The following is a 24,091-nucleotide window of genomic DNA, read 5'->3' as shown; positions in this document are numbered from 1 at the left end:
ATAACTCAACTCACTTATGAACAAAGCTAAACGCCTAGAAATATTCGAGCGACTCGCTCAAGCTATCCCTGAACCTGAAACCGAACTTAATTACAGCTCACCTTTTGAGCTTTTAATTGCAGTTATCCTTTCTGCTCAAGCTACCGACAAGGGAGTTAACAAGGCGACCGATAAATTATTCCCTATTGCCAACACGCCTGAAGCTATTTTTGCACTCGGTGAAAAAGGACTCAAAGAATATATTAAAACTATCGGGCTTTTTAACACCAAAGGCAGCAACGTTATCAAAACCTGTAAAATGTTAATGGAACAACATAATAGCCAAGTCCCTCAAACTCGCGAGGAACTTGAAGCCTTACCGGGCGTTGGGCGAAAAACGGCAAACGTTGTTCTAAACACTGCCTTTGGTGTTCCGACTATCGCTGTTGATACGCATATCTTTAGGGTCAGTAATCGCACTAAAATTGCCACCGGTAAAAATGTCTTAGAGGTTGAAAAGAAACTTGAAAAAAACGTACCAACAGCACACAAGCTTGATGCCCATCATTTACTGATTCTTCATGGTCGATACACGTGTATTGCTCGAAAACCACGCTGCGGTTCATGCGTCATTGAAGATCTATGTGAATTTAAAGACAAAACCATCTATTAGATCATTTTTAAATCAACCTTATTAATTCTAGTAAAACTAAAACAAGCTGTAAGTTTTTTAAACTTTGCTTGGTCTATTAAAGCGCATATAGTAAACCGGCTTACTCTTGTCGGTACTGCAGACAAACGCACTGAAATAAACAGTGACCCGAGAATAAAAAAACAACAGGATATTCTTATGAAAAACCCTACAAAAAAACCAATCATCACCGCGTTAGGGGCTGCCTTTGTCACCTCAATGGCATTTACTCCAGTCGTAAACGCAGACACAAACCCATTTGGCGCAACTGAATTAAAAACTGGCTACATGGTGCTTGCCGAAGGTAAATGCGGTGAAGGCAAATGCGGTGAAGGTAAATGTGGTACTGAAAAAGCTGCTGACAAAGTAAAAGAAGCAAAATGCGGTGAAGGTAAATGTGGCGCTGAAAAAGCTGCTGACAAAGTAAAAGAAGCAAAATGCGGTGAAGGTAAATGTGGCGCTGAAAAAGCTGCTAACAAAGCAAAAGAAGGTAAATGTGGCTCTAAGAAGTAACGCTAGCTAGCAATGATTAATACCTTTCCCGTTCATGGAGTTGGGCTTGGATTAAGGCGGGCCTTTATAGGCCCGCTAGTTGAAAAGCCGCCTAGCAATATAGATTTTTATGAAATCGCTCCTGAAAACTGGATAAAAATCGGTGGTCGATATGGTAAGCAGTTACGCGCCTTAACCGAACAGTTTCCTTTTGTAGCACATGGTTTGTCACTCAGCCTAGGTAGCCCAGACCCACTAGACGTTAAGTTCATTCGCGACATTCGAGATTTTATTAAACTACATCAAATTAAGGTTTATACCGAACATCTCAGCTATTGTAGTGATGGCGGTCACCTATACGACCTGATGCCCATCCCGTTTACTCAGCAAGCAGTTGAATACGTAGCTGAGAGGATTCTCTACGTACAAGATATTCTTGGCCAACAAATTGCCATTGAAAATGCCTCTTACTATGCTGCCCCTGGTAAGGAAATGGAAGAAATTGATTTCATTAACGCAGTGATAAAAAAAGCCGATTGCAAGTTACTGGTCGATATTAACAATATATATGTCAACAGCGTAAACCATAAATACAGTGCGGAAGAATTTTTGAAAGCACTACCCGGTGACCGCATAAGCTATGCACATATTGCAGGACACTATAACGAAGCCGACGATATTATTATTGATTCTCACGGTGCTAATGTCATTGATCCTGTCTGGCAATTACTCGATAAAGCTTACGACAATTTTGGCCTATTTCCCACCCTATTGGAGCGCGACTTTAATATTCCACCACTACCTGAGTTACTCGACGAGGTTAACCTTATTCATCAAGCCCAATTAAATTATTCACCCCAATCAGGTCAAAAACGTGTCGCAAAATAATGCGCCTTCTTTCATGCAAACTCAACATGCGTTCACCCGCTATATTCGTGACCCAAAAAATGCGCCAAAACCGAGTGATATTGAAGAACGACGCATAAATATATACCGCGACCTTCTGTTCACCAATATTGCCAGCGCGCTTAGTGATGGATTCCCGGTTGTTAAGACTATTTGCTCTGAACAACAATGGGAAAATATCTGTAGAGATTTTTATCATCGTCACCCAAGTCAAAGCCCCTACTTTTCTGACATTCCCCAAGAGTTTATCCACTATTTAGAGCACGAACGCACAAGTAATTCAGACGCCATTAATGATGCTCCATTCCTACTAGAGCTAGCTCATTATGAATGGCTTGAGTTTATCGTTTCCATTGCTGACGATGAAGCCTACCCTCCCATTAGCGACCCTTTCAATCAAGCTTTAACCGTTGCGCCAACAGCCTTAGCTGCTGCCTATACCTACCCCGTACATAAAATTTCGCCTGACTTTTTACCCGCCGAACCACCCGATCAGCCAACATACCTAGCCGTTTACCGCAATATTGAGCACACAATATGCTTTTTAGAAATAACACCAACAACACATGCCTTGCTTATCGCATTAGCCGACAACACAAGCCAATTAACCAAAGACATTTTGTCAACATTAGCTAAAAACCTTCAACACCCAGACCCTAGCGTTGTTATACAAGGAGGGCTATCCATAATTAATGACTTTATTCATCGTGGTATCGTCGTTTCTACCCCTAATTAATTTAACCCTCAGCACTTAAAACGAGCTTGCGATAGCCGCCTGAGCTATTTTCAAAACTTTTTAACCCGCTAATGCCTGCTTTTTTTAAGTCCTTCATCTTTATTGCTTATAATGTTCCGTTATTCAAATAAACCACCCATTGATATGAGCAACTCTTCTCTTTTTGATCAAGCACAACAATCTATTCCTGGCGGGGTTAACTCACCGGTTCGCGCCTTTAAAGGTGTCGGTGGAGACCCTGTTTTTATCGACCATGCAAAGGGCGCATACCTTGTTGATACTAACAATAAACAATATATCGACTATGTTGGTTCCTGGGGCCCTATGATCTTAGGCCATAGCCACCCCGATGTTGTTAAAGCCGTCCAAACAGCGGCCGAAAAAGGGCTTAGTTTTGGTGCACCCACCATTATTGAAACCACGATGGCAGAAAAAGTGTGCCAACTAGTACCGTCCATTGAAAAAGTACGCATGGTCAGCTCCGGAACAGAAGCCACCATGAGTGCTATACGTTTAGCTCGTGGTTACACAGGCCGTGACAATATCATTAAATTTGAAGGCTGTTACCACGGTCACTCCGATTCATTATTGGTAAAAGCCGGTTCTGGCGCACTCACTTTTGGCGTTCCCAGCTCACCGGGTGTACCAGCCTCACTGGCCGACCACACACTAACGCTTCCCTATAATGATGCTGAAGCGGTCTCGCAATTATTAAAAACCAACGGCAATGACATCGCCTGTATTATCGTCGAACCAGTCGCTGGCAATATGAACTGCATACCTCCAGAAACCGGCTTCCTTGAGTGCTTACGAACATTATGTGACCAATACGGCATTGTGCTGATTTTTGATGAAGTGATGAGTGGCTTTCGCGTCGCGCTTGGTGGCGCACAACAAGTGTATGGCGTAACGCCCGATTTAACCACACTAGGCAAAGTCATTGGCGGTGGTATGCCTGTCGGTGCTTTTGGCGGCCGCGCTAAAATCATGGCTGAACTTGCACCTGATGGCCCTGTCTACCAAGCTGGCACCCTATCAGGCAACCCCCTAGCTATGTCTGCTGGGCTCGCAACACTTGAGCTTATTAGCCAACCTGATTTTTACCACCAACTATCACTCCGTACCACGCAGTTATTGGATGGTCTAAACAACATTGCTAAAGAAGCCAACATCCCTTTTTCTACCAACCAAGTGGGCGGTATGTTTGGCCTATTTTTCTCTGAGCACAAAAATATTCGCCGCTTTAGCCAAGTCATGGCATGCGACCAGGCACGCTTCAAACAATTCTTTCACCTTATGTTAGAACAAGGGATCTACCTCGCCCCTTCTGCCTTTGAAGCTGGGTTTGTCTCTGCTGCGCATAGTGAACAAGATATTAACGACACACTTCATGCTGCCAAGGTCGCCTTTGAGAAATTAACATGATTGACACATTAAAACCTGGCCAAACCTATAAACTCACCCAATACGAAAAACTAGGTGGTGAAACAGGTATTCGTCAACTTGTTAAGTACTTTTATGAGGCCATGGACAACAACACTGACGTTAAAACAATTCGTGACATGCATGCGGCAGATTTAACGGAGGCTGAAGACAAATTATTTCTTTTTTTAAGCGGGTGGCTCGGCGGCCCTTCGTTGTATATTGAAAAATATGGTCACCCACGATTACGAGCGCGCCACTTACCTTTTTCCATTGGCATTAAAGAGCGTGATCAATGGTTACACTGCATGGATAAAGCTCTCCACAAAATGAATATCGAAAAAGCCATGCACGATGAATTGATGCAAGCATTCTTTAACACCGCAGATTTTATGCGCAACCAAACTGAGTAACAACTGAACTGAATGTTTGCCGAACTGCTTGACACCTTCACACAGCTAATTAACCAGCACCCAACTTGGGCAGGCCTTATTGTCTTTCTAGTTGCCATGGTTGAATCACTGGCTATTATTGGGGTAGTTATACCAGGTGTCGCTATTATGTTTGGAGTCGGCACACTTATTAGCAATGGCACATTAGATATGGCCAGCACTGTTATGTGGGCGGCAGCAGGCGCATCATTTGGCGACGGGCTAAGCTTTGCATTAGGTAAGCACTACGATAAAAAAATTTACACCATCGCTTGGTTTAAAAACAATCCGGATGTATTAAAAAACGGCCACGAATTTTTTGAAAAGTATGGCGCAATTAGTATTTTGATTGGGCGTTTTATTGGCCCTATTCGCGCGATTATTCCACTTATTGCTGGTATTTTAGACATGCCTACTAAACATTATATTCCTACTAACCTTATTGCTTCGGCTTTATGGGCGCCTGCTTATCTCATACCCGGCTTTTTTTTTGGAAAATCGACGACCCTCATCACCACTAATCTTGAGAATGGATGGCCTTTCATCCTGCTCTTTGCTGTGCTTATCTGGGCTTTTTACAAAATACTCAAACAACGCTAATAAACTGATGGCTTAACCCTTACTAAAACCCGTTAAGTCGACTATCAAAAGCCAACCCATTGCTTGTCAGCCTTTATAAAACAACCACATTTCTAAATAATAAATCATCCATCTCTTTTGCTGGCATTGGTTTGTGAAAATAATACCCTTGAAAAACAGAACACCCGTGATAGGTTAAAAAACTCAATTGGCTTTCCTTTTCAACACCCTCGGCAACCACATCCAAGCTCAAACTTTTAGCCATCGCAATAATCGTAGCGGCAATTTCCGCATCCGATTGATCGACGTGCAAATCTCGAACGAATGACTGATCGACTTTTAATTCACTCAGCGGCAGCTTCTTCAAATACATCAGCGACGAATACCCCGTGCCAAAATCATCCATCGAGATTTTAAAGCCGAGATCTGTCAACGCATGCATTTTATCAATAGTCAGGTGTATATCTTTAACAGTAATCCCTTCTGTTATCTCCAACGTCACATAACTTGCAGACACACCTGTTTCATTCAATAAACTTGTTATGGTCTCGAGAAAATTATCCTGATCAAATTGATACGGGCTGATATTTATCGATAATCTAAAATCTGGAGCGATGTCTGCTTGCTTCCATTTTTTCAATTGCCCGAAGGCTTCTTTTATAACCCACTCACCAATCGGTAAAATAAGACCTGTCATTTCAGCTATTGGTATAAACTCCGACGGGGACACCATTTCTCCATCTTTTTTAAACCAGCGTAACAAGGCCTCAGCCCCTAAAATTCGACCAAACTCATCTACCTGCGGTTGATAATATAATTTAAACTCATTAGCACTAAGAGCATGTCTTAAGTCCGTCTCCATTTGCAGCTTAGCATCTGCATCTGTTTGCATCTCAAGCTGGTAAAAACGATAACCATCACGTCCACCTTCTTTAGCACGATACATTGCAGTATCAGCCTGTTTCATTAAACCTTCCGGGGTCGTGGCCATATTTGGGAATGTGGTAATGCCAATACTCGCTGTTAAGTGATAAATTTCACCTTGGATAATGAATTTTTCACTTAAAACATGTCGTAACTTCAACATTAACGAATGAATTTGGTTAATAACCGCCTCTTCAGAATCTTCCAGTTGGCCTGATAAAATAACAAACTCGTCTCCACCCAATCTAGCAATCGTATCCACCCCACGAAAAACATGCTTCAAACTAGCGGCTACTTTTTTTAATAGTTCATCCCCAGCTGCATGACCACGTGAATCATTCAGTGTTTTAAAGTTGTCTAAGTCAATAAACAGTAACGCACCGTGCCGGTGTTCTCTGATAGCAATATCGAGAATGTACTCCATGTGTTCTGTTAACAGCCGTCTATTCGCAAGGCCTGTTAATTCATCATAATAAGCCAGCTCCTGAGCCACTTTTTTTGATTGCTCAACCTCATTCAACGTTGCATTCATCCGTTGCAATAAACTATTAAAATGCTTGGCCATTTCAGCATACTCACTGCTATCTGCCTTATTGACGAAGATTGTCTTGGCATAAGCCTGTTTAAGTGTAATGTCTTTGATATCCTCCATTAAATCTTGTAGCGGCTTGACGAAAATACTTTGTAACCAGATGGACAAGAAAATAGCCAAAACAAACGCGATAGGAATTGAGATCACAATCAACTCCTTTAGCGCTATTAGAAGCTTTTCAGAACTATCAGTAGAAATGGCATAAGTGACAGCACCTACTTCCTCATCTCCAGACACTACAATACTTTTGTATAACAGTAGGTTGTCGACTGCTTTTATTGTATCCGGCTCAACAAGTTGAATATTTTGATGTGCTTGCGCAGATTTTGAATAATGCAAAATAGTCTGCCCGGAAGCTCCCGCAAGGTCGGCATGCTCAAGAACAGGAAACTGTTGCCATTTGCGCAATAATTCCTCACGCAAATTTGGAGCCCCATTCAATACCAAGGTAGCATAATCATTTTCTAAGACCTGAGTGATAGCTTTCAGTTCGCTGACTGACTCTTTAGCATACTCAGCCTTTTCATGTTGATAGGCAAACACAGAATAAAAAACAATCAGTGCTGACGCCATCACCATCATTAACAAGATAAATTGATACCTGACAGGGAGATAAGAAAGCTTCACTGTATTTAACAAGCTTATCCCCTTTAATTAATTGCTTTTTGTAGTAAGCCGACAGAAAACTGCTGCCACTCAAAAAAGGGGGTCAGATTGGCGCGCACAGGTACAGCTATTAGGCAACGACCCACATGATTAACAGCCGGCCATCTAGCATTGCTCTCATAAGCGGCCACCATTTCAATCTCCCATGCTTTCATCTTGTGCGTGCAATTCACCAATGGCTTTAGAGCTTGAGCAAGCATTCAAGCATAAATATTGCCCCTGAAAAAATCTATCCAAACCAAACAACGAGCAAGATATTCTCGATCGCTCATTGCCTTCATTACTCCTTGTTTTCACACACATACCCAAAACCACCCGGTCATAAATTTTTTTAACCTTTAAAATATAGCAGATAAAAACTCTTCCACAAGTCGATAAACAAAGGCAATTTAATGAGCCGATAACAAACCCAAAATCACCTCTAATCGCTCGGTAGGATTGTCTATTTCAAGCAATCGTTGGCGCATAATATTTTCCATTGGAAATACTTCTGTTAGGCGGCAACTTACCCAGTTTGCATCTTTAAACCTTGTTTCATCCAATGAGTTATTGGGCTGATGCTTATTCAGTATCCTTTGTAACATCGTAATTAACTCAGAGCACTCAGCAGGAATCGTTGCGCCCACAGGTTCCTCTAAAATTTTAATACTAGCTGTTCTTAACTGTTGATCAGACACTTGGCTATCTACTATGCTGAATCGTTGACAACCTAATGCCTCAATTTGCAGCACGCCATCGGCTGACTGATCCCAATTGATGATTTTAGCTAATGTGCCTATTGCATAACACTTGGCTGCATCACCTACCTCATGACCATCTTCAATCATATTAACGCCAAAAGGCATATTTTGTTTTAAACAACGGCTCACCATATCGAGGTATCGCGTTTCAAAAATTCTTAGCGACAAAACCCCTTCTGGAAAAAGGGCTACGGATAATGGGAAAATAGGGACATTGTTTGTTGAAATTTGCATGGCCGTGTTACGAATTTAATCTGTCTTCAATTATTTGATGAATACCGCTAAAACTACCATTGCTCATAAATAACACATGGTCATTTGATTGCACAACACTAACGATGGCTGCCACTAAATCATCAATGGTTTTAAAAAGCCTAATATTGGGATAATTACCCATCTCCATTTGCCAGTCCATCTCATCCGGCATAAAAACAAAAGCAAGGTCTGCTTGCTCTAACGAGGGTAACAAGGTCTCTTTGTGCACGCCCATTTTCATAGTGTTGGATCGTGGTTCAAGCACCGCTATTATCCGTTGATCTGCAACCTTTCCTCGCAAACCCGCCAAGGTGCTAGCAATGGCCGTTGGGTGATGGGCAAAATCATCGTACAAGGTAATATTATTTACAACCGCTCGAACTTCCATTCGACGTTTAACGTTTTGGAATCGCGCCAGCGCTTTAATTGCGGTGGCCGGCTTAACACCCACATGAGCTGCCCCTGCAATAGCAGCTAAGGCATTTGATACATTGTGTTGCCCGCTTAAGCTCCAACACACACGCCCCATAAAATCACCTTGATAATACACATCAAACTCGCCTTCACCTGCGTCAAGGTTATCGGCAAACCAAGTCGCTTTAGCTGATGACTGTTTAGCAAATTTTTCTACCGGAGACCAGCAACCTTGTATGAGCACCTCGTCTAAGTTTTCATCACCGGAAGGGGAAATCAACAGCCCATTGTTTGGCACCGTTCTTACCAAATGATGAAACTGGCGTTTTATCGCACCAAGGTCATCAAAAATATCAGCATGGTCAAACTCAAGGTTATTTAAAATACAGGTCTTTGGCCGGTAATGTACAAACTTCGAACGTTTATCAAAAAAGGCCGTATCATATTCATCCGCTTCAATCACAAAGTAATCAGATTCTCCCAACTTAGCAGATATAGCAAAATTTAGCGGCACACCACCTATTAAAAAACCTGGTTTTAAACCAGCGTCCTCTAAGATCCACGCTAACATCGAACTGGTTGTCGTTTTGCCATGCGTGCCAGCGACAGCTAACACCCAATGATGTTGCAATACATGTTCGGCCAACCATTGTGCACCTGATGTGTAAGGCAGATTTAGGTTCAACACCGCTTCAACCTCTTCATTGCCTCGCGACAGTGCATTACCTATCACAACAATATCTGGCTTTACCCTTAAGTTATCAGCACTATACCCCTGCATCAACTCAATCCCTTCGGCTTCAAGCTGAGTACTCATGGGAGGGTAAACACCTGCATCTGAACCAGTAACGGTATGGCCTAAACGTTTCGCCATAACGGCAAGCCCGCCCATAAAGGTGCCACAAATACCTAAAATATGTACTCTCAATTCACGTTTTCCTAGATAATATCGCTGAAGACCATCTTACTTCAGATACTGTTTATATTTGAAGGTAAAGGCCAATTTATTATGAACAACCACCCACATTGGGCAAACGCTATTATTTATAAAACCATGAGTGATATAAAACGTCAAAAGATTCAAGTCGATGTAGACACTACTTACATCGCCTCTTCATCTGAACCAGAAGCAGCACGTTACGTCTTTGCGTATTCTATAACAATTAAAAATACCGGTAATATTGAGGCACAACTCTTGAGCCGTCATTGGATTATCACTGATGCTAATGGCAAAGTTCAAGAAGTGCATGGCGAAGGCGTCGTTGGCGAAAAGCCTCACCTACAACCAGGCGAGTCTTTTCAATATACTAGCGGTGCGGTTATTGAAACATCGGTAGGTGCGATGCAAGGCAGTTATCATCTACAAGATGCTGATGGCGAAAAGTTCACCGCTACCATTGCGCCCTTTTCTTTATCCACTCCAAGAACCTTGCACTAAGGCGCTGTTATGACAACCTACGCCATCGGTGATGTTCAAGGTTGTTATGATTCTCTTCGCCGGCTATTGGATAAAATTCAATTCGATCCTAACAAAGATCAACTATGGTTTGCTGGCGACCTCATCAATCGAGGTCCCAAATCATTAGAAACATTACGTTTTATCATCTCGCTAGGCGACAGCGCCCACAGTGTATTAGGTAATCATGAATGCCATTTTTTAGCATCCGCACGTGGTCACAAGAAAGCACATCGCACAGATACATTTGCTGATATTTTAGAGGCTCACGATGCCGACCAGCTTATTCACTGGGTTCGGTCGCTTCCATTCTTACATCACGACAAAACACTCGGCTATACAATGATTCACGCAGGCTTGCCTGCCCCATGGACACTTGAAGATGCTAAACGATATGCAAAGGAGCTGGAAGCAGCCTTTCAGAACGATTTATTCGATCCCTTTTTAGCAAGTATGTACGGTAACAAGCCTACCCACTGGGATAACAGCTTGTCAGGTCATGCACGTTTGCGCTTTATTATTAATTGTTTTACCCGAATGCGTTTTTGCGATGAACAGGGACATTTAGAGTTTAAAGAAAAAGGTTCGCCAGCAGATAGTCCGACTCACTTAATACCTTGGTTTGAAGTACCTAAGCGGCAAACAGCCCAGGAAAAAATAGTGTTTGGTCACTGGTCAACTTTAGGCCTCAATAAACAAAACAACGCCTTTTGTTTAGACTCTGGCTGTCTTTGGGGTGGCCAATTAAGCGCCATGACACTGGATGGAACTGAGCGCATAATCTCGCTAGATTGTGACGCTTCATTAGAACCTTATTAGATTCGTCGATAGGTTATAAATGAATACGGGTAAGCGTGCTTTTCGTCCGCTTCATGCTTAACCTGCTCAACGACCTCCCAATCTTCGGCTTTGATCTCAGGAAAAAAAGCATCTGCTTCAAAATCTTGATGGACCACCGTTAAATATAATGTCTCTGTCACCGGTAACATTTGCTCATAAAAACTTGCGCCACCAATGACCATCACATCATCAAATTCTTCCGTCGCCTCTAACGCTGCTGTAATTGAATGAACAATGACAATACCCTCAGCCGTAAAGTTATTATCACGGGTAATAACAATGTTTTTTCTGCCCGGTAATGCCTTTCCTATCGATTCAAACGTTTTACGCCCCATTAAAATAGGCTTTCCCATGGTGACCGACTTAAAATGCTGAAAATCTTTAGGTAAATGCCAAAGCAGCTCATTATTTTTCCCAATGGCTCTGTTTTCAGCCATTGCAACAATCATAGAAATCATTAAATCGCGACCGGTGCTTTAATCCCAGCATGGGATTGATAACCGATGATCTCAAAATCTTCATACCGATAATCAAATAATGAGGCGGGCTTTCTTGCTATCTGTAATTGAGGCAACGCTAAAGTATCACGTGATAGCTGTAAATTTGCTTGTTCAAAATGGTTGCTGTAGAGATGCACATCTCCCCCTGTCCAAACAAAGTCACCAACCTCTAAACCTGCTTGCTGAGCAACCATATGGGTTAACAAGGCATAGCTGGCTATATTGAACGGCACCCCTAAAAAGAAATCAGCTGAGCGCTGGTACAACTGACACGACAGTTTCCCATTAGCGACATAAAACTGAAACAATAAATGGCATGGTGGTAAGGCCATATCCGGTATCTGCCCCACGTTCCATGCACTCACTATCATTCGGCGAGAGTCGGGGGTGTTTTTAATTTGCGCCAACACCTCACTGATTTGGTCAATATTCTCGCCAGAAGGAGTTGGCCAAGAACGCCACTGGTGACCATAAACTGGGCCTAAATCACCCTTATCATCTGCCCATTCATCCCAAATACTCACCCCGTGATCTTTCAAATAGCGTGTATTTGTATCGCCATTTAAAAACCATAACAGTTCATGAATAATAGATCGCAAGTGTAATTTTTTAGTTGTTACCAACGGAAAACCTTTCGATAAGTCAAAACGCATCTGCCGACCAAACACTGACCGCGTTCCAGTTCCCGTTCTATCTTCTTTATCTGTCCCGTTATCGAGGATATCTTGCATTAACTCTAAATATTGTTTCATTAACTTAGCCTTTTTGTTTTGCTTTCAGCATTAAGACGGCTCCTAACAGCAACATTGGCAAGGTCAAAATTTGCCCCATGGTTAGCCAACCAAATGCTAAGTAGCCTAAATGCGCATCGGGTAGCCGGACAAACTCAACCGCAAACCTAAAGGCGCCGTAACCGATTAAAAACAGGCCCGACACGCTCATCCTTGCTCTTGGTTTGCTTGAATAAATCCATAAAATAAAAAATAGCACAAAGCCTTCTAGTGCCGACTCATACAATTGTGAAGGGTGCCTAGGCATATTACCTAACCCTGGCACTAGCATGCCTAGCGCAAAATCAGTCGGTTTACCCCACAACTCCCCATTAATAAAATTACCAATTCGTCCCGCCCCTAAACCAATCGGTACCAAGGGGGCAATAAAGTCAGTCACTTCAAAAAAGTGATGCTGGTATTTTTTGCCAAACAGGTACATGGCAACAAGCACACCTAATAAGCCACCGTGAAAAGACATCCCGCCTTGCCATATTTTTAACAAAATAACAGGGTTATCGATAAAAGCAGGGAAGTTATAAAATAACACATAGCCAATACGGCCACCCAATACCACACCCATCGCCGCGTAAAAAATAAGGTCATCAATTTGCTGAACACTCCAGCCCACCTTTTTAGCCCTATACCGACCTAACAACCATGCCCCCACAAACCCAACAAGGTACATAAGGCCGTACCAGTGAACAGCCAACGGCCCGAGGTTGATCGCAACGGGGTCTATTTGAGGGTATACCAACATATTATTTAATCCTTAAAGGGTGAACATTTTAGCGTGCGATACAAACAACTGAAAGAGTGGCATCACACTGAACAAATCATTAAACGGTTTAGACGCCACCATAGCAATAAAAAAGCACTAAACTTTGTGGCATATCCATTTTTATCATCCAATGATGTCCTCTGATTACAAAGTAAGGGCAAGTAACGCGATATTCCTTATCTAGCTATCAGCAACGTTAGTGCTAACACTCATCCTTATAGCAAATCATTGGAAAACAAGATGAATAGAACTACAAAAAATAAAAACCTAAAGCCCAGCCCTCATCGGCACGGTGTTCAAATGTAGTCAACGTAGGCATTGGTCAAATACGCTGAATTCACATTCCAAGTGCAACACCTAAGTTAAAAAAGTAGACATCGCAGGAATCTGATAGATTTAAATCACCAAAGTAAAAAAAGAAATCACAAAAAACACAGCCGAGAACAGCATAAAAAGTAACGATTACTTTTAACCAAAATAACAGTTTATGACAGCCATATCATACTCAAGAACTTACCCTTTCAGGATATAAATTTATGAAAAAGATAATTTCAATATACGACTATTTAGTCGGGGGGAGCTGAAATCTTCCGCGGATTATATCCCTCTGATCCTACTCCGTATTATCCACTTTTGAGAGTTTTGGCAAGCAGGAACCGAGAAGCTTCTTGAAAAAAAACTGTTTTGGCGAAGTACCTTGGGCTGAATGACAAGTGGGCTTTCCTTTCTCATTGTATTTACTGTCCTTAGACATTAATTGACCTGCTTCGATGCAGGGAGAGTTAATTTTTTCAGTGATGCTACTGCTTGGCTTATTTACTCGTTTTACGGCCTTATCCCTAATAGTCATAGTCGTGGTTGCCATAATATCTGTGCATTGGCCATCTCAATGGGCACTTTCAGTGATTTATGGCAAGGCTATGTCAACCACTTATGGCTATGGAAATTATAAGCTACCACTTCTATTTATAATTATGCTACTCTCTTTGATGTTTAGTGGTGGCGGACGTAACAGCTTGGACCAGCTCTTACTAAAACTGACGAAAAGGGATGATTCCAATCACCCGTCAGATATGATTCTAACTATAGGCTGTGGAGCCTTGGCACTTGCCATATGTACTATCCACTTTTTTCCACCATCGGCTTTCTTCTGGCTGGAGTATCGCTGATTTGCCTTGTTCGTCACAACACTATCCATAAAAACGACTAAAAAATTGGGAGTCACTATGGCCGCTAAGAATGTATGTGAAGTTTTACTAGATATACTCGCTGAGGTAGGAGCACGTCAAATATTTGGAGTAACTGGTGACGCACTCAACCCCTTTCTTGAAGCGATGCGTGGCGACAATCGGTTTGAATGGATTGGTGTTAGGCATGAAGAAAATGCCGCTTACGCAGCCTACAGTCAATCCATACTAACGGATGGCATTGGTATTTGTGCTGGTACAGTTGGCCCCGGCGCACTGCACTTAATAAATGGCCTCTATAACGCGAAACGAGAATCTGCTGGGGTCATTGCGATTACTGGACAAGTTGCTCATAAGGAAATGGGCACTAACTATCATCAGGAAGTAAACCTACAGAAAATGTTTGATGATGTCTGTGGTTTCCAAGCCATCATCCATTCACCAGAACAAATGCCACGACTAGCTCAAATAGCCGTACAAAAAGCTTTGATTGACCGTGAGGTCGTACGCATTGAATTACCGATTGATGTTTCGAGTCAACCAGTACCAACAATGACAATGCGGCATAACTTACTGACCATACCGTCACGACTACTTCCACCTGATAGTGAAATACAGAAGGCAGCTAAAGCAATAAACTCTGCTAGTAAAATTAGTTTGTTTTGTGGAGCTGGTTGTCGTCTCGCTAAGGCTAATATTATAACCTTGGCGAAAAAATTAAACGCGCCGATTACTCACACTCTCAAAGGTAAAGATATCTTTGACTACGATGACCCCAATGTAACCGGCATGACTGGCCTAATCGGAAATCCTGCGGGTTACCATAGTGTACTAGATGCAGACGTGTTAGTAATGCTAGGCACTGACTTCCCTTACGAATGGTTTCTCCCAGAAAACGCCACAATTATTCAGGTGGACCAATCTGTAGAAAGACTTGGTCGGCGTGCGGCCGTCGATATTAGCTTGCTGGGAACTGTTCAGGATACTGTCTCAGAATTATTGCCATTTATTGAAGATAAGACTGACACCACCTTTTTGAATAAACAGTTCGAGCGCCGTGATCGTTGGCTAGCACTGATGGATAAGCAATCTGCTCTATCCAGAACCGAAAAACCATTACACCCTCAGTTATTCGCCAAAGCTATCAGTGACCTAGCATCAAATGATGCTGTTTTCGCCGTCGATGTTGGTGAATGTACCGTATGGGTTGCCCGGCAAACACGCCTTAGTAAAAACAGGCGCTTGGTCGGATCATTTAATCATAGCTCCTTAGGCTCTGGCCTGCCTTCCGCATTGGGCGCTATAGCGCTAAACCCTACACGACAGGTCTGGGCATTTTGTGGTGATGGCGGATTCGGCATGGCCATGCAAGATTTTCTAACAGCCGTACGATACAACTGGCCACTTAAAATTATTGTGTTCAATAATAGTCAATTAGGGTTTGTCAAAATGGAAATGGAAGTCTCCGGTTATCCGTATAACAATACCGCTACTGATCTTGTTAACCCTGACTTTGCTGAGTATGCCAGAATCTGCGGCGGAGAAGGTACCAGGGTTACCGAGGCGGACCAAATAATCCCTGCTATTAAACAAGCACTAGCATCACCCGCACCTTTCATCATTGACGCTGTTGTTAGCCCTGGAGAACTAGTTATGCCACCGCATATTGATTTAAAACAGGCATGGGGGTTCGGTATCTCAAAAATTCGCGAAGGCATTTTAGGACTCAAGGGCGACCATACCCAATGGAGCAACTGGAAAAAAGAAATTGATTCTAGTCTCTAAAAATTATTTAGACATATCATTCTGCGCAACACACCTTTTTTCTGTCAGTAAGCACTAAGCTAATTCATTCAAAGGTATATTAATGGCACGCACACTCTATTTCATAATCTCTATTTTGGGCCCGCTACTCACAATAGCTGCATCACAGTATTGGGCTAGTGCTTTATGGTTATTTGTTTTCTTAGTGCCCTTCATACTTATCGGTATATATGATCTCACGCTTACTAAACACAATGTGCTCCACAACTATCCGGTAATAGGGCACCTCAGATATGCGCTGGAATTTATTGGGCCTGAAATACGCCAGTACTTTATTGAAACAAACCAAAGTGGCAGGCCTTTTAACCGAGAAATTCGAGGCCTGGTTTACGCCCGTTCCAAAGGTGAACAAGACACACAGCCCTTTGGAACACAGTTTGATGTTATGGAAAATGGCTACCATCGTGCAAACCATTCCCTTTCTCCTAAAAAAGTTAGCGAACATCATGCCCGCGTATTAATTGGCGAACATACCTGTGAACAGCCCTACTCTGCATCTCGACTCAATGTATCGGCCATGAGCTTCGGTGCACTTAGTTCTAATGCACTACGCGCTCTTAATGCGGGGGCAAAGAAAGGTAACTTCGCACACAATACTGGCGAGGGCGGCTTGAGCCCTTACCACCTAACAGAAGGTGGTGATATTATCTGGCAAATAGGGACTGGGTATTTTGGCTGTCGCGATGCCGACGGTAATTTTGATGAGGCGCTATTTAAAGAAAACGCAGCTAATACCTCAGTAAAAATGATCGAGATAAAATTATCCCAAGGAGCCAAACCGGCACACGGAGGTGTTCTTCCAGCCGCCAAGGTTACTGAAGAAATTGCCAGCACCAGAGGTGTTGAGGCCGGTAAAGATGTAATTTCACCGCCAGCACATTCAGCCTTTTCAACACCCGAAGAATTAATCAAATTCATTGCGCATCTACGAAAAATATCAGGAAAACCTGTAGGTTTTAAGCTTTGTATTGGCAACAGGATTGAATTTCTAGGTATTTGCAAAGCGATAAATGAACTGGGCATCACCCCCGACTTCATTACGGTTGACGGTTCAGAAGGTGGAACGGGAGCCGCGCCAATCGAGTATACAGACCGCCTTGGTACTCCCCTTAACGAAGGACTTGTCTTTGTAAATAACTGCCTGATAGGGATTGGTGTAAAAGATAAAATAAAAATTATTGCCAGCGGAAAAGTTGCAAGCGGTTTTGATATCATCACCAAGATAGCCCTTGGTGCTGATCTCTGTAATTCAGCTAGAGCAATGCTGTTTTCTCTCGGTTGCATACAATCTTTACGCTGCAATACCAACACATGCCCAACGGGCATCGCTACCCAAGACCCCATACGAGCTAAAGCAGTAAACGTTGCCGAAAAACACATTCGTGTCGCCAACTATCATAATGCCACTATAAATAGCTTTTTGGAAATTGTCGGTGCAATGGGCTTCGACGACCCTAACAACCTTAACCCGAAGGCCATTTATCGCCGTACAGTAAATGGAACAGAGTCTTCCTTTGCTGAAATTTACCCACCTGTGTTGCCAGGCCAACTGCTGACCTCAATTGATATTCCTGAATATAGCTACAATTGGAAGCTAGCAAGTAGTAAAAGTTTTAACCCTACAAATGGACTTAGAAATTAAGGTGATGGATTCAGGTATTTCCTGTATTAACCACAGGCAACAAGTTGTTGATAAATTAAATTATCGGCCTGGAAAATGTTTAAACTTCAGAACACCTTATGAGGTCTTCTTTAAAATTAAAACTGTGCACTTAGAATGTGAATTCAACTACACTCATGCGCTCTTTCAGAAGATGGCACGCCTAACTTACAAGAAAGTAACGAGTTTAGAAGTGCCGGTGTGTTAATGAAAGCCATTGCTGATGAAGCCCTATCTTGGCGACAATCACTTGAAGAAGGCCTACAACCAGCTATTGTGGCCGTTCTACAAGGTGGCATTCAAATTGACGTGTTAAAACTCTCTCAAGTCAGTTTCCACGGTATTAGAATTGAAGGCAAAATGGGCGGAAATAGCTGCGTGATGTTTGCTCACCAATCCAGTGTACAAATGCTCTGCCACGCGATAGAAATAAAAGAAGAGGCGCCCCAACGATCCATCGGTTTTATTTGGCCTGATAAAGAAGTTCACATATAAAAAAAGCGGCATGTAAGCCGCTTTTTTTATACCCTTTTACGCTCTACCCGAGCAACGGCGCAATAACCAAACTTACAATCGCCATTACATTAATCAATATATTCATTGAAGGGCCTGATGTGTCTTTAAAGGGGTCGCCTACCGTATCACCTACCACTACGGCAGTATGGGTATCAGAACCTTTACCGCCTAAATTTCCTTTTTCAACGTACTTTTTAGCATTATCCCAAGCTCCACCGGCGTTCGCCATCATCAATGCTAACAACACGCAACACAGTAATGCGCCTGATAACATACCACCTAAGGCTTCGGCGCTTATAAAAAAACCAACCAAAGGAGGTGCACTCACTGCAATCACACCGGGCACAATCATTTTCTTAAGTGCCGCTGTTGTTGCAATATCAACACAACGAGCAGTGTCTGGCTCGGCTGTTCCTTCTAATAATCCATCAATCTCTTTAAATTGGCGACGAATTTCCTTAATCATCTCAAATGCCGCATCACCGACAGCTGTCATCGTCAATGCAGCAATAACAAACGGAATAACCCCACCAATAAATAAACCAATTAATACTTGCGGATCATTTAACTGCAAAGAGAAATCTGGCACATGTACCGATACTGTTTCTATAAATGCAGTAATAATTGCCAAGGCCGCTAATGCCGCTGCACCAATAGCAAAGCCTTTACCTATCGCTGCTGTTGTATTACCCAGTTCATCTAACGAATCTGTAATTTTACGGGTTTCCTCGCCCAAGCCCCCCATTTCAGCAATACCACCGGCGTTATCTGCAACGGGGCCATAAGCATCTATGGCCATAGTTATGCCAACAGTCGCCAGCATGCCCACCGCAGCAATACCCACACCGTATAAACCAGCAAAGTGGCTGGAAACCGCAATCACTCCACAAATACTAAATGCTGGAATAGCCACTGATTGCATACCAACAGATAAGCCTGTAATCATCACGGTTGCAGGGCCCGTTTCGCCTGATTTAGCGATATGTTTAACCGGCGCTCCTGCAGTGTAATATTCTGTCACTAAGCCAATTACCATACCACCTACTGCACCGGCCAAAACCGCTACCCAAACATAATTACTCACATCCATCATCAAAATAAGTAGCAAAGCCACAACAATAAATAAAGCAGATGCCCCCATAGTTCCCATACGTAGTGCTTTTTCTGGCGACTTGGAAGCGTTGTTTTTAACAATAACAATACCACCTATTGAGCAAAGCAAACCAATCGAGGCCAATGCCAAGGGTAAAAACATTAAACTGGACTGTGCGCCCAGCTCTGACAGCAAAACAGCAGACATCGTTGATGCAATCGCAATGGTCGCAATCATTGATCCGCAATATGATTCAAAAATATCTGAGCCCATGCCAGCAACATCGCCCACGTTGTCGCCAACATTATCAGCTATCACGCCCGGATTACGCGGGTCATCTTCTGGTATGCCCGCTTCAATTTTCCCCACCAAATCCGCACCAACATCTGCACTTTTAGTAAAAATACCGCCACCAACACGAGAAAACAGCGCAACAACTGAGGCGCCCATCGCAAAACCATGTATAGCATGTGAGCTTTCGGGGTCACTGCCAAAAAATAAATACATCAAGCCTAAACCCATTAGGCCAAGAGAGGCTACCGCTAGCCCCATAATTGAACCACCAAAGAAAGCAACTGAAAGAGCTGCTTCGGCGCCATCTGTATGAGCGGCCGTTGTTGTTCTAACATTCGCTTTGGTGGCTGTATTCATACCAATATAACCAGCCGCACCAGAGGCCAACGCGCCCACTAAGAAGCAAAGTGCTGTTGCCCAACCTAAAAATATAAATGTTAAAACAAATAAAGCGGCCGCAAAATTAACCAGCATTTTATATTCGCGCTTCATAAAAACCATTGCGCCTAAATGAATTTGCTCAGCAATTTTTGCGACAACACCCTCACCTTCCGGGTACTTCATTACCAAGCTATATACATATTTCGCTGCATACAAACCAAAACACCCAATAATAGGGGGCAATAAGTGACTCAACTCCATAGTTTTCTCCTGATGATTATTCTATTTCCCGTTGATTAGCTTCATAAAAACACCACGCCTTCTCTTTTTTACTCTGCCTACTGGTATGGTGCAAGCAGAAAGCTTAATTAAATCAAATCCTCCCTGTATAATGCGGCACAACATTCAATCCAACATAAAAACATAGGAAAAAACATGAGCCTTAACCTAGTCCCTTCTGGGGAAGATCTACCCCATGACGTTAACGTTATTATCGAAATACCCTCTCACTCTGATCCTATTAAATATGAAGTCGACAAAGAATCTGGCGCATTATTTGTAGACCGATTTATGGGCACTGCCATGCATTACCCATGTAACTATGGATACGTGCCGCATACACTTTCTGATGATGGTGACCCAGTGGATGTGCTCGTTATTACACCCATTCCTTTGATGAATGGCTCGGTTATTCGCTGTCGTCCTATTGGTGTTTTAAAGATGACTGATGAAGCAGGTGAAGATGCCAAAGTATTGGCTGTGCCTGTATCAAAACTGACACCCTTGTATGATGATGTTAAATCCTATGAAGATATCTCACCGGTTACCTTAAAACAAATCGCTCACTTTTTTGAACACTATAAAGATTTAGAAGCGAATAAATGGGTAAAAGTTGAAGGATGGGAAGGTGTTGATGGTGCCGCCAAAGAAATTACAGAAAGTGTTGCTCGTTACAACGCTATAGAAGAAAAGCCTAACTTCTAAACGGCTTGTTCTGATCAATAACCGCTGGTGTTTTTTTCAACCCAGCGGTTTTTTTCTGCCTGCAAAGCGGTAGAACTAAGGTTCTCTTTTTTCCAAAAAGGTGCCTTACTTTTTAAATCTTCCATAATAAAACGACTCGCCTCAAACGCATCTTTACGATGTACCGACCAAGCAGCCACCAAGACTATAGGATCATTTGGCAATAGCGCCCCTACTCGATGAATAACTAATGTTTCCAGCAGGTCCCACTGTTTTTTTGCCGATTGAACGATCTTTTCCAAGTGTTTTTCGGTCATTCCAGGATAATGTTCAAGAAACATTCCGTTGACGGCATCTCCCTCGTTCATATCACGCATCGTTCCAATAAAATTAGCACAAGCACCAAACTCACCTTCTCGCTTCATTTCTCGCTGAAAGGTTGCTAACTCATGCCAAGGGTCAAACGCTTTTTGAATAATTTTAATCATTCTCAACCACCCGTAACTGGAGGAAAAAAAGCCACTTCATCGCCAGCATGTACTAACGAGTCCGCTTGAGCATATTCATGATTAACCGAATACAGCACCTGCTGGGATACATCGTACCCCTTGCTCACATGCTTCCAAACATCTTCGACCGTTTTTAGGCCGTCAATATTAAGCTGTTGCTCGCTACGCCCGAACAGCTCTTTTAAACTGGCAAAATAAAGTACTTTTACAGACATCGCTTCTTCATACATCTGACTATTTGATTGTGTCATAATTGATTATATTATCATGTTAACAAACGAATCGAGCCACTAGATTATGTCTGAACTCACACATTTTAACACCGCCGGTGATGCTCATATGGTCGATATTAGCGCCAAAGCCGATACCGACCGGACAGCCGTAACTGAAGGCTTTATTGAAATGAGCGCTGCCACCTTACAACGGGTGATGAACGGCGATAATAAAAAAGGCGATGTGCTGGGTATTGCACGGATCGCTGGCATTATGGCCAGCAAAAAAACAGCTGACCTTGTGCCCTTATGCCACCCCTTACCAATTACCCATGTGGACATTAAACTGGAACCTGATACGCAAAATAACTTGATTGCTTGCCAAACCACCGTCACCACATTGGGCAAAACAGGTGTTGAAATGGAAGCCCTCAATGCTACTCAGGTAGCCTTACTGACAATTTACGATATGTGCAAAGCGGTTGACCGCGGTATGACTATTCAAGGTGTTCGTTTGCTTGAAAAAAAGGGCGGAAAATCAGGTCATTGGAAACGTGAGGAGCCATAAACATGGACTTTGAATTACATCCAAGGCTTGCTGAAGATTGTTATTACCTAGGCGATTTTCCTTTGTGTGCACTTTTACTGAGCAAAGACGCCAATTACCCTTGGTACATTCTTGTGCCCCGACAAGCAGGCATTGTCGAAGCATTTCAGCTCAATAAGCAGGACCAACAAACACTACAAGATGAATCCTTACAATTCAGCCAAGCGTTAAGCGCAGCCTTTTCCGCTGACAAGATGAATATCGCCGCATTAGGAAACATGGTCCCGCAATTGCACCTTCATCATATTGTTCGTTATAAACATGATGCCGCTTGGCCAAATCCTATATGGGGCCATGTGAGCGCTAAACAATACACCCCTTCTGCATTACAAGACCGTATTCAAAAAACACACCAATTGCTCGGTCAGATGCACTTCACCCCTAACTTACAAACCAGCTAAAACAGGGCTTATTTTGAACCAACAAACCACCGCCATCTTATTAGCAGAATGTCCTGATCAAGCTGGCATTATCGCAAAAGTTACCAATTTTCTTACTAAGAATAATGGCAATATCGTCGATTTAGAACAACATGTCGATACTGCAGATAAGCACTTCTTTATGCGTGTTGAATGGCAACTAGAAAACTTTTCTATTGACCGCGAACAGATTCAAAAAACCTTTTCGGAAGAAGTTGGCTCGGCGCTTAATATGAACTGGCAGATAGCATTTTCTGACATTAAACCTAGGCTTGCACTGTTTGTTTCACAGCATGGGCATTGTTTGTTCGACATTCTTTCTCGCTACCAATCCGGCGAGTGGGACGTCGAGATCCCCCTGGTCATCAGCAATCACAAAAACCATCAATCACTTGCTGAAAACGCAGGCATTGCTTTTCATCACATACCCATCACTGCCGACAACAAGCAGCAGCAAGAACAGGCGCAACTTGACTTACTTGCCAAGCATCAAATAGACACTATTGTGCTGGCTCGTTATATGCAAATATTAAGCGCCAACTTTATAGACCATTACCCGCATCAAATTATTAACATTCACCATTCTTTCTTACCCGCTTTTCCAGGCGCTAGGCCGTATCATTCAGCGCATGTAAGAGGGGTCAAGATTATTGGTGCCACTAGTCATTACGTCACCACGGAACTAGATGCAGGCCCTATTATTGAACAAGATATTGTACGCATCAGGCATAACGATAATATCGAAGATTTAAAACGCAAGGGCCAAGACAATGAAAAAATTGTGTTATCTCGCGCTATCCGACATCACCTAATGCACAAAGTATTAGTTTACAAAAACCGTTGTATCGTATTTGTTTGAACAATTATTCAATAATAAAGAGGGCCGACCAAAGACTTTTTGGCTCTATCAAATATGAAATCTCTGGCGACCCTACTATGTCTGCCGCACGCCATTGCACGCATTGCCAGAAAACCTCAAGAACAGCATATTCTTTGAATATAGTTGTCGCGTCAAATCAATTTAGCGTTGATGTTGACACCTTACATAGATAAAGGTGACAGTGGCCAAGATTTACGCCGTTGTTTTTGTAACCGATGTGGCTCTCCTCTATACTCAGAAGCTGATGCAATGCTTGATTTAGCGATTATAAAAGCCGTCACCTTAGATGACACCCGTTCTTTTAAACCTGCCATTAATATTTTTTTCGATCTAAAATGGCATGGTTAAATGATGATGCTGAAACAATCGAGT

Annotated in this window: 28 protein-coding genes and 1 pseudogene; 19 read left to right on the top strand and 10 right to left on the bottom strand. The window is 42.7% G+C overall.

Annotation, left to right across the window (positions count from 1 at the left end):
• Positions 1-16 precede the first annotated feature (16 nt).
• The 7 genes from nth (at position 17) to CYCME_RS02850 (ending at position 5,257) form a co-directional block, all read left to right on the top strand.
• A complete protein-coding gene (gene nth / locus CYCME_RS02880; protein ID WP_016390544.1) occupies positions 17-652 on the top strand; it encodes an endonuclease III in 636 nt (211 codons plus the stop codon).
• A gap of 177 nt (positions 653-829) precedes the next feature.
• Positions 830-1,183 carry a hypothetical protein gene (locus CYCME_RS02875; RefSeq protein ID WP_015006669.1) on the top strand — a complete coding sequence of 118 codons (354 nt, stop codon included), beginning with the start codon at positions 830-832 and terminating at the stop codon, positions 1,181-1,183.
• A gap of 12 nt (positions 1,184-1,195) precedes the next feature.
• A complete protein-coding gene (locus CYCME_RS02870; RefSeq protein WP_020932106.1) occupies positions 1,196-2,050 on the top strand; it encodes a DUF692 domain-containing protein in 855 nt (284 codons plus the stop codon).
• Entirely contained in the window at positions 2,037-2,804 is a 768-nt protein-coding gene (locus CYCME_RS02865) for a DNA-binding domain-containing protein (protein ID WP_223253218.1), read from the top strand. The genes CYCME_RS02870 and CYCME_RS02865 overlap by 14 nt, the downstream gene beginning before the upstream one ends.
• 144 nt (positions 2,805-2,948) lie before the next feature.
• Complete coding sequence (hemL, locus tag CYCME_RS02860; RefSeq protein WP_016390543.1) at positions 2,949-4,229, top strand: glutamate-1-semialdehyde 2,1-aminomutase; 1,281 nt, start codon at positions 2,949-2,951, stop codon at positions 4,227-4,229.
• Positions 4,226-4,639: a group II truncated hemoglobin gene (locus CYCME_RS02855; protein WP_015006673.1), complete on the top strand. Its 414-nt coding sequence runs from the start codon at positions 4,226-4,228 to the stop codon at positions 4,637-4,639. Before hemL ends, CYCME_RS02855 begins: the two co-directional genes overlap by 4 nt.
• Before the next feature lie 12 nt (positions 4,640-4,651).
• Positions 4,652-5,257: a DedA family protein gene (locus CYCME_RS02850; protein WP_020162586.1), complete on the top strand. Its 606-nt coding sequence runs from the start codon at positions 4,652-4,654 to the stop codon at positions 5,255-5,257.
• 73 nt (positions 5,258-5,330) lie between these two features.
• Here CYCME_RS02850 and CYCME_RS02845 read toward each other — a convergent pair whose 3' ends face one another.
• From CYCME_RS02845 to mpl, 4 genes are all read right to left on the bottom strand, one after another.
• On the bottom strand, positions 5,331-7,391 hold the full coding sequence (locus CYCME_RS02845) for a bifunctional diguanylate cyclase/phosphodiesterase (protein ID WP_041932877.1): 2,061 nt from the start codon (positions 7,389-7,391) through the stop codon (positions 5,331-5,333).
• 11 nt (positions 7,392-7,402) lie between these two features.
• Positions 7,403-7,573: a hypothetical protein gene (locus CYCME_RS13065; RefSeq protein ID WP_020932103.1), complete on the bottom strand. Its 171-nt coding sequence runs from the start codon at positions 7,571-7,573 to the stop codon at positions 7,403-7,405.
• A gap of 234 nt (positions 7,574-7,807) precedes the next feature.
• Entirely contained in the window at positions 7,808-8,392 is a 585-nt protein-coding gene (locus CYCME_RS02835) for an LON peptidase substrate-binding domain-containing protein (protein ID WP_020932102.1), read from the bottom strand.
• Between the two features lie 7 nt (positions 8,393-8,399).
• Positions 8,400-9,755: a UDP-N-acetylmuramate:L-alanyl-gamma-D-glutamyl-meso-diaminopimelate ligase gene (mpl, locus tag CYCME_RS02830; RefSeq protein WP_015006678.1), complete on the bottom strand. Its 1,356-nt coding sequence runs from the start codon at positions 9,753-9,755 to the stop codon at positions 8,400-8,402.
• Between the two features lie 126 nt (positions 9,756-9,881).
• Between mpl and apaG the strand changes: the two genes are divergently transcribed.
• On the top strand, positions 9,882-10,265 hold the full coding sequence (apaG, locus tag CYCME_RS02825) for a Co2+/Mg2+ efflux protein ApaG (protein WP_015006679.1): 384 nt from the start codon (positions 9,882-9,884) through the stop codon (positions 10,263-10,265).
• 9 nt (positions 10,266-10,274) lie between these two features.
• The gene (locus CYCME_RS02820; protein WP_020932100.1) at positions 10,275-11,102 is read left to right on the top strand and encodes a symmetrical bis(5'-nucleosyl)-tetraphosphatase; all 828 of its coding nucleotides are present in this window, start codon (positions 10,275-10,277) and stop codon (positions 11,100-11,102) included.
• Here CYCME_RS02820 and CYCME_RS02815 read toward each other — a convergent pair.
• The 3 genes from CYCME_RS02815 to lgt are packed head-to-tail and all read right to left on the bottom strand — an operon-like array spanning position 11,099 to position 13,153.
• Positions 11,099-11,581: a dihydrofolate reductase gene (locus CYCME_RS02815; protein WP_015006681.1), complete on the bottom strand. Its 483-nt coding sequence runs from the start codon at positions 11,579-11,581 to the stop codon at positions 11,099-11,101. The genes CYCME_RS02820 and CYCME_RS02815 overlap by 4 nt on opposite strands.
• Positions 11,581-12,375 carry a thymidylate synthase gene (gene thyA, locus CYCME_RS02810; protein WP_015006682.1) on the bottom strand — a complete coding sequence of 265 codons (795 nt, stop codon included), beginning with the start codon at positions 12,373-12,375 and terminating at the stop codon, positions 11,581-11,583. The genes CYCME_RS02815 and thyA overlap by 1 nt, the downstream gene beginning before the upstream one ends.
• 4 nt (positions 12,376-12,379) lie before the next feature.
• Complete coding sequence (gene lgt / locus CYCME_RS02805) at positions 12,380-13,153, bottom strand: prolipoprotein diacylglyceryl transferase (RefSeq protein ID WP_015006683.1); 774 nt, start codon at positions 13,151-13,153, stop codon at positions 12,380-12,382.
• Positions 13,154-13,944: 791 nt separating this feature from the next.
• Here lgt and CYCME_RS13290 point away from each other — a divergent pair.
• The 5 genes and pseudogenes from CYCME_RS13290 (at position 13,945) to CYCME_RS02785 (ending at position 18,340) form a co-directional block, all read left to right on the top strand.
• Complete coding sequence (locus CYCME_RS13290) at positions 13,945-14,343, top strand: DoxX family protein (RefSeq protein WP_081651233.1); 399 nt, start codon at positions 13,945-13,947, stop codon at positions 14,341-14,343.
• Positions 14,344-14,400: 57 nt separating this feature from the next.
• Complete coding sequence (locus CYCME_RS02795) at positions 14,401-16,146, top strand: thiamine pyrophosphate-dependent enzyme (RefSeq protein ID WP_020932098.1); 1,746 nt, start codon at positions 14,401-14,403, stop codon at positions 16,144-16,146.
• Between the two features lie 82 nt (positions 16,147-16,228).
• Positions 16,229-17,827 (top strand): FMN-binding glutamate synthase family protein, encoded by a 1,599-nt coding sequence (locus CYCME_RS02790; RefSeq protein WP_020932097.1) that lies wholly within the window; start codon positions 16,229-16,231, stop codon positions 17,825-17,827.
• 37 nt (positions 17,828-17,864) lie between these two features.
• Positions 17,865-17,960: pseudogene (locus CYCME_RS13285) on the top strand (IS30 family transposase); the annotation flags it as partial.
• A 92-nt stretch (positions 17,961-18,052) separates the two neighbouring features.
• Positions 18,053-18,340, top strand: a complete 288-nt coding sequence (locus CYCME_RS02785; protein ID WP_223253217.1) for a hypothetical protein — start codon at positions 18,053-18,055, stop codon at positions 18,338-18,340.
• 43 nt (positions 18,341-18,383) lie between these two features.
• Here CYCME_RS02785 and CYCME_RS02780 read toward each other — a convergent pair whose 3' ends face one another.
• The gene (locus CYCME_RS02780; protein WP_015006688.1) at positions 18,384-20,390 is read right to left on the bottom strand and encodes a sodium-translocating pyrophosphatase; all 2,007 of its coding nucleotides are present in this window, start codon (positions 20,388-20,390) and stop codon (positions 18,384-18,386) included.
• A 174-nt stretch (positions 20,391-20,564) separates the two neighbouring features.
• Here CYCME_RS02780 and ppa point away from each other — a divergent pair, with 174 nt between their 5' ends.
• Positions 20,565-21,113, top strand: a complete 549-nt coding sequence (gene ppa / locus CYCME_RS02775) for an inorganic diphosphatase (protein WP_015006689.1) — start codon at positions 20,565-20,567, stop codon at positions 21,111-21,113.
• Between the two features lie 14 nt (positions 21,114-21,127).
• Here the strand turns inward: ppa and CYCME_RS02770 are convergent, their stop codons facing one another.
• Both CYCME_RS02770 and moaD read right to left on the bottom strand, forming a co-directional pair.
• On the bottom strand, positions 21,128-21,580 hold the full coding sequence (locus tag CYCME_RS02770) for a molybdenum cofactor biosynthesis protein MoaE (RefSeq protein WP_016390531.1): 453 nt from the start codon (positions 21,578-21,580) through the stop codon (positions 21,128-21,130).
• A gap of 2 nt (positions 21,581-21,582) precedes the next feature.
• Positions 21,583-21,852 carry a molybdopterin converting factor subunit 1 gene (moaD, locus tag CYCME_RS02765; RefSeq protein ID WP_020932094.1) on the bottom strand — a complete coding sequence of 90 codons (270 nt, stop codon included), beginning with the start codon at positions 21,850-21,852 and terminating at the stop codon, positions 21,583-21,585.
• Between the two features lie 46 nt (positions 21,853-21,898).
• On the opposite strand from moaD, the gene moaC reads away from it, so the two are divergent.
• The 4 genes from moaC (at position 21,899) to CYCME_RS02745 (ending at position 24,067) form a co-directional block, all read left to right on the top strand.
• Positions 21,899-22,381: a cyclic pyranopterin monophosphate synthase MoaC gene (gene moaC, locus CYCME_RS02760; protein WP_020932093.1), complete on the top strand. Its 483-nt coding sequence runs from the start codon at positions 21,899-21,901 to the stop codon at positions 22,379-22,381.
• A gap of 2 nt (positions 22,382-22,383) precedes the next feature.
• Positions 22,384-22,821 (top strand): HIT domain-containing protein, encoded by a 438-nt coding sequence (locus tag CYCME_RS02755; protein WP_016390530.1) that lies wholly within the window; start codon positions 22,384-22,386, stop codon positions 22,819-22,821.
• Positions 22,822-22,834: 13 nt separating this feature from the next.
• Complete coding sequence (gene purU / locus CYCME_RS02750) at positions 22,835-23,698, top strand: formyltetrahydrofolate deformylase (protein WP_020932092.1); 864 nt, start codon at positions 22,835-22,837, stop codon at positions 23,696-23,698.
• 144 nt (positions 23,699-23,842) lie between these two features.
• On the top strand, positions 23,843-24,067 hold the full coding sequence (locus CYCME_RS02745; RefSeq protein WP_144276101.1) for a GFA family protein: 225 nt from the start codon (positions 23,843-23,845) through the stop codon (positions 24,065-24,067).
• The last annotated feature ends 24 nt before the right edge of the window (positions 24,068-24,091 follow it).

This window comes from Cycloclasticus zancles 78-ME, from assembly GCF_000442595.1.
GTDB lineage: Bacteria > Pseudomonadota > Gammaproteobacteria > Methylococcales > Cycloclasticaceae > Cycloclasticus > Cycloclasticus pugetii.
This window is presented reverse-complemented; position numbering and strand designations above follow the sequence as displayed.